General features: G+C 44.4%; 5 protein-coding genes and 1 pseudogene. 4 read left to right on the forward strand and 2 right to left on the reverse strand.

The genetic code is table 11. From position 1 onward, the window contains the following. Position 1 precedes the first annotated feature (1 nt). From C7382_RS01845 to C7382_RS01860, 4 genes are all read left to right on the forward strand, one after another. The gene (locus tag C7382_RS01845) at positions 2-1,297 is read left to right on the forward strand and encodes an acetyl-CoA hydrolase/transferase family protein (protein ID WP_116678622.1); all 1,296 of its coding nucleotides are present in this window, start codon (positions 2-4) and stop codon (positions 1,295-1,297) included. 53 nt (positions 1,298-1,350) lie between these two features. Then, positions 1,351-2,466, forward strand: a complete 1,116-nt coding sequence (locus C7382_RS01850; RefSeq protein WP_116678623.1) for a 4-hydroxybutyrate dehydrogenase — start codon at positions 1,351-1,353, stop codon at positions 2,464-2,466. Between the two features lie 186 nt (positions 2,467-2,652). After that, on the forward strand, positions 2,653-4,008 hold the full coding sequence (locus C7382_RS01855; protein ID WP_116678624.1) for an aldehyde dehydrogenase family protein: 1,356 nt from the start codon (positions 2,653-2,655) through the stop codon (positions 4,006-4,008). 195 nt (positions 4,009-4,203) lie between these two features. Beyond that, positions 4,204-5,361: a T9SS type A sorting domain-containing protein gene (locus C7382_RS01860; protein WP_116678625.1), complete on the forward strand. Its 1,158-nt coding sequence runs from the start codon at positions 4,204-4,206 to the stop codon at positions 5,359-5,361. Between the two features lie 147 nt (positions 5,362-5,508). On the opposite strand, the gene C7382_RS01865 is transcribed toward C7382_RS01860, so the two are convergent. Continuing rightward, a complete protein-coding gene (locus C7382_RS01865; RefSeq protein WP_116678626.1) occupies positions 5,509-5,961 on the reverse strand; it encodes a copper resistance protein NlpE N-terminal domain-containing protein in 453 nt (150 codons plus the stop codon). 108 nt (positions 5,962-6,069) lie between these two features. After that, positions 6,070-6,222 (reverse strand): annotated as a pseudogene (locus tag C7382_RS01870) (IS5/IS1182 family transposase); the annotation flags it as partial.

Here is a 6,222-nt window from a genome sequence, read left to right on the forward strand (position 1 = left end):
TATGAAGAACGTATTAGTGGAGTTTGCCTCCCGTATTGTTTCGGCAGAAGAAGCTGTCAAACACATTAAAAATGGTCAGCGAGTAGCCCTTTCACATGCTGCAGGTACACCTCAGATGTGTGTAGAAGCATTGGTTAATCAAGCCAATCTCTTTCAAAATGTCGAGATCTATCATATGCTTTGTCTTGGTGAAGGGAAGTACATGGCACCTGAAATGGCACCATATTTCCGTCATGTGACCAATTTTGTAGGAGGCAATTCACGCAAGGCTATTGCAGAGAATCGTGCTGATTTCATTCCGGCTTTCTTCTACGAAGTTCCATCAATGATACGCAAGGACATTATCCATATAGATGTTGCTATCGTTCAGCTATCAATGCCAGACGAAAATGGTTATTGCAGTTTCGGGGTATCATGTGACTACACCAAGCAAGCTGCAGAATCTGCTCAGTTAGTCATTGGCGAAATCAATCGTCAGACCCCATATGTACATGGAGATAACTTAATTCATATCTCGCAATTAGACTATATCGTAGAAGCTGACTATCCTGTCTATACTCTTCCTCAAGCGAAAGTAGGAGAGGTAGAAGAAGCCATAGGTCGTAATTGTGCTAAACTCATTGAGGATGGCTCGACACTTCAGCTCGGTATCGGTGCAATTCCTGACGCCGTATTGCTCTTTTTAAAGGACAAGAAGGATCTTGGAATCCATACAGAAATGTTTTCTGATGGAGTTCTGGAGTTAGTTCGCAGTGGTGTTATCACTGGTAAGAAAAAGACGCTCCACCCCGAAAAAATGATTGCAACTTTCTTAATGGGAACTGAAAATGTGTACCGCTTTGTAAACAATAACCCCGACGTTGAACTCTATCCAGTAGACTACGTTAACGATCCGAGAATAATATCCCAGAATGATAATATGGTCAGCATCAATAGTTGTATTGAAGTTGACCTAATGGGACAAGTCGTTTCCGAATGTATTGGTCCAATGCAGTTTAGTGGAACGGGAGGTCAAGTAGACTATGTACGTGGTGCAGCTTGGTCTAAGAATGGCAAGAGCATTATGGCGATGCCATCCACCGCAAAAAACGGGACAGCATCCCGAATTGTTCCAATAATAACTGAAAGTGCAGCGGTAACCACTCCACGTAACGAGGTTGACTACGTTATTACAGAATACGGCATTGCGCATCTCAAGGGGCGCACTTTGCGTCAGCGTGCTGAAGCTCTTATAGCCATTGCTCATCCGGATTTCCGCGAAGAACTGATGGATCACTTCCACAAACGTTTTGGATAATGCCTCATATGAGACACATATCATAGAATCATTCCAAACCTAAAAATACTGTTATGCAACTTTTCAAGCTCAAGAGTGTAACTCATAGTTTCGACACTTTTGCAGAATTTGCCCAAGAGTTCAATCTTGGAGAACGAGACTTGGTCATTACCAATGCGTTTATTTACGAACCCTACATGAAAGCTTGCCAACTTCCCTGTCGCTTTATTATGCAGGAGAAATATGGTCTTGGTGAGCCTTCTGATGAGATGATGAATCAGATCTTGGCAGACATTCGAGATCTACAATTCGACCGTGTAATTGCAATCGGTGGTGGTACTGTTATTGATATCTCCAAGCTGTTCGTCTTGAAAGATCTGAAAGATGTGATGGACGCATTCGATCACAAGATGCCTCTCATCAAAGAAAAGCAATTGGTTATTGTACCCACCACTTGCGGAACAGGCAGCGAAGTGACCAATATTTCCATTGCCGAAATCAAAAGTCGCCGCACAAAGATGGGATTGGCAGACGATGCCATTGTAGCAGACGACGCTGTCATCATCCCAGAGCTCCTAAAGACTCTTCCCTTCCAATTCTATGCATGCAGTGCTATTGATGCGCTGATCCATGCTGTAGAAGCATATGTATCGCCGAAAGCGAGTCCCTACTCTCGTCTTTTCAGTGAGGCTGCTTGGGATATAATATTGGAAGTATTCAAAAAAATTGCGGAGCACGGTCCTGAATACCGTTTTGAGAAACTTGGCGAAATGATCATGGCCAGTAACTATGCCGGCATCGCTTTTGGCAATGCAGGCGTGGGAGCTGTGCATGCCCTTTCCTATCCATTGGGCGGAAACTATCACGTACCACATGGCGAAGCCAACTATCAGTTCTTCACTGAAGTATTCAAAGTGTATCAGAAGAAAAATCCATTCGGACAGATTGTAGAAATGAGTTGGAAGCTCTCCAAGATTCTCAACTGTCAACCAGAACAAGTCTTCTCTGAAATGGATAAACTCCTCGGTTGTCTCATCAATAAAAAGCAACTTAGAGAGTACGGCATGAAGGATGAAGAAGTGCGTGGCTTTGCTGAAGCTGTGATCCAGACACAGCAGAGACTACTGGCCAATAACTATGTAGAGCTTAGCGTAGACGAGATAGAAGCTATTTACAGAATTCTCTACTAAGTAGAAATTAAAGAGAAATCAATACTATATGGTATGCTGGGTGATAGGTAGGCTTGCGCAAAGACTATATTATCACCCATAAAATCTGCCCGTTACCCGAGATGTGACTGTGATTGAGTCTGTCCATAGGTAAGGGCAAGGACAATAAAAGAATTTACAAAAACCACATCAATAATCATTATTCCAATGGAAATAAAAGAAATGGTAAGCCTTGCACGTAAGGCTCAAAGAGAGTACCAACTCACTCACAATCAAGAGTCAGTGGACAACATTTGTCGTGCTGCTTCCAGAGTGATTTATGAGAATGCTGAAATCTTGGCTCGTGAAGCAGTAGATGAAACCGGTATGGGTGTCTATGAGCATAAAGTAGCGAAGAATCAAGGTAAGTCGAAGGGTGTTTGGTACAACCTCCACAACAAGAAATCTGTAGGTATCCTCAATATTGACGAGCGTACCGGCATGATTGAAATTGCCAAGCCTATCGGTGTAGTAGGAGCTGTAACGCCTACAACCAATCCTATCGTAACGCCGATGAGCAATATCATCTTTGCTCTCAAAACATGTAATGCCATCATCATCGCTCCGCACCCCAGATCAAAGAAGTGCTCTGCACACGCTGTTAGTCTGATCAAGGAAGCCATTGCCCCATTCAATGTTCCTGACGGTATGGTTCAAATCATCGAAGAGCCCAGCATCGAAAAGACTCAGGAGCTCATGGGAGCTGTTGACGTAGTTGTAGCTACAGGTGGTATGGGTATGGTTAAGTCTGCTTACTCATCAGGTAAGCCTTCTTTCGGAGTAGGTGCCGGTAACGTACAAGTTATTGTAGACAGCAATATCGATTTTGAGGTTGCCGCAGATAAGATCATCACCGGTCGTGCATTCGACAATGGTATCATCTGCTCAGGCGAACAAAGCATCATCTACAATAAAACTGATAAAGATGCCGTATTCGCAGCATTACGGAAGCATGGAGCCTATATCTGTAATGACGCTGAAGGAGACAAAGTGCGTACCGCTATTTTTGAAGATGGCACTATCGCCAAGGACGTAGTAGGTCAGAGTGTTGCTTTTATCGCCAAGAAGGCAGGTCTTAACATTCCCGAAGGCATTCGCGTACTAGTAGTTGAGGCTCGCGGTATCGGAGCAGAAGATGTTATCTGCAAAGAGAAAATGTGTCCGGTTCTCTGTGCTATCGGCTACAATCATTTCGAAGAAGGTGTGGAAATTGCACGTACCAATCTCGCCAATGAAGGTAATGGTCACACTTGTGCCATTCACTCCAACAATCAGGCACACATTATCTTGGCAGGCTCTGAACTCACCGTGTCTCGTATCGTAGTCAATGCGCCTAGCGCCACGACTGCCGGTGGTCACATTCAGAATGGTCTTGCTGTGACTAACACACTCGGTTGCGGTTCATGGGGTAATAATTCTATTTCTGAGAATTTTACCTACAAACACCTGCTGAATATCTCTCGTATCGCTCCACTGAATACGAAAATCCATATCCCCAACGATAAAGAAATCTGGGAGCTCTAATACTACAGAGTAGCCCAATAATGTAGAAAGCGGGTGCTCCCTAATGGGCAGCCCCGCTTTCTTTTTATTTTCTGACCGTAATTACCTAAAATAGTCTAAAATACTTTGTTCCTATTACTCTGTTCTAGGTATTGATGCACAAAGGAGGCACAGATACCTTTGCTATGATAAAAAATCTAATCAATCCAAACAATTATGAAACAGATCATTATTACCCTATTGACCTCCTTCTGTGTTGTCACTGCTTGGCAGCTAAAAGCTCAAGAGGTTGCTCCTAACTACTACTATGCCGATCCCCTTCGTTTCAAACATCGGATCGAGACGATCAAGGATTACACCTATGTGCACAAGTTTGAGTACGATGAAAATCATCTTCTTATCAAAATAGCCTCCTATCAACCCTCCGGTTCACTTGCCATCGAACATCGCTACTCCCACAATTCAGCAGGTTATCTCATCCTGCATGAGGAGTGGGTCGGCGCTACACTCTTGCAGAAAGACGAGTATATCCGAGACGAAAAGGGATACATTACACATTATAGTCGTTATATGTTAGACGAAGAGAGTCAGCCTTTGGTCGAAGATCTGCGTATCGAGTTTTTCTACAATGCTGAAATGAAGCTCATTCGAGCAGAAATTGATGCGTTCAATCCCCAAACCCATGACTGGGAAGATCTTAGAACCACAAAGCTTACCTATACCGAGTCGGGACTTCTCCATGAAGTTATACAGCTCACACCAGACGGAGAAGCCGAATTCAACCGTGAAGTCTTCTCTTACAATGCCCAAAATAAAGTTATTGCCCTTGACTTTATTCCCGGGATGGCAAGCGTCGGACAAGAAGCCTTCCAACTGACCTATGAATACGATACTAATGGAGATATTGTCAAAGCTGGACGCGAACCCTTCTGGTTCTATTACAAATATGACAAAGAGAAGCTCGCTGTTGAAACCTTTACTCCCCGACCGACCATTGCGGATTTGGTCTATTTGGGTCCAAAGAACTATGTTTGGTTCTTTGCAACTCCCTTAGACAATGGTTCCAAGCATGCAGTCCTCACCGAGGGAGATGAAGACATCACAGCCTGGTATCAGTCTGTTCCCACAAGCATCGATCCCGCTCTCCCATCAGCCCATATGCGTCTCTACCCCCTTCCTGCGACAGATTATGTGATAGTAGAGATCCCGAGCGAATGGATCGGCCGGACAGCCACTATCACCGATCTAAAAGGACAGGTTCAGCTTACTCATGAAGTGCAAAGCACGAGAGAACGTATTGACATAAGGCGGCTCCAAGCAGGAACCTATCTGTTGCAAATAGGCGATACTACTAAAAAGTTAGTCGTTTGGTAATGGCATAGAGTTTCGACGGTGTATCCAAAGACTCGCCTTGACTGGTTAATAAAAAGCACAAGGGCTGTGACAAATGGAAAGATTCCATAGTCACAGCCCTTGCGGTATGTGAGGTCGAGTTGCAGAAAAAACAACTCTTCTTATTACTTACTTCTGCTTAGCAAGGACATAGAGCGGAGCCATCTTCGGATCTTCGACATCGGCATATCGGAGCGTATCGGCAGAAACATTAATAACCAAGCGGCGCGCTTCGGGTTCTCCCGATACGGTCAGCAAAACGGTATCTCCACTGATAGTAAAGGACCCGCTGTCTGTGGAGCCCACACCATCGTGCTTCCCACCCTTGGCCACTTCTTCGAGAGCAAAAGTCTTGTCAGCATTCAGTACCAACTTCACATCAAAACCATCTGCATCTGCTGCTGGTATGAGACCGGCATAAGAGCCAACGAAACGTTCTGCTTCAGCAGCGGCAGCAGCTTCAACCTGTGCGATAGAGTCAGCAATACGTGCGCTGTCAGCAGCAGCGTCCTGTTCAGTTTTGTTTCCGCCACAAGCTACCAATGCGAAGCTCAACATGGCAAGACCAAAAATCTTTTTCATCTTTCGTCGTTTTTAAAGTATAATTTGGTTTCTGTCGTGCGGGCATTCAGCCCTTAGACGCTGCAAATCTACTACTTTTTATTTTCGGACAATGTATTTAGTCATCCCTTAAAAAGCATTGGCAAGTGAGAAGTCATTCATCGATGGTCTCTCGCTTAGCTTTTCGCTTATTATTTTGAGCAGGTGCAAAAGAGCCTTCATGGCTCTTTTGAAGTTGTAAGCAGCAGCTGCCAATAGGATGTTCACAGCATCCCCTGCCAC

Origin of the sequence: Porphyromonas loveana (genome assembly GCF_003096695.1) — a bacterium.
Lineage (GTDB): Bacteria > Bacteroidota > Bacteroidia > Bacteroidales > Porphyromonadaceae > Porphyromonas > Porphyromonas loveana.

Excerpts from the sequence above, each read along its gene's own strand:
- C7382_RS01845 (WP_116678622.1), top strand. The coding sequence starts at position 2 with ATGAAGAACGTATTAGTGGAGTTTGCCTCCCGTATTGTTTCGGCAGAA.
- C7382_RS01850 (WP_116678623.1), top strand. The coding sequence starts at position 1,351 with ATGCAACTTTTCAAGCTCAAGAGTGTAACTCATAGTTTCGACACTTTT.
- C7382_RS01855 (WP_116678624.1), top strand. The coding sequence starts at position 2,653 with ATGGAAATAAAAGAAATGGTAAGCCTTGCACGTAAGGCTCAAAGAGAG.
- C7382_RS01860 (WP_116678625.1), top strand. The coding sequence starts at position 4,204 with ATGAAACAGATCATTATTACCCTATTGACCTCCTTCTGTGTTGTCACT.
- C7382_RS01865 (WP_116678626.1), bottom strand. The coding sequence starts at position 5,961 with ATGAAAAAGATTTTTGGTCTTGCCATGTTGAGCTTCGCATTGGTAGCT.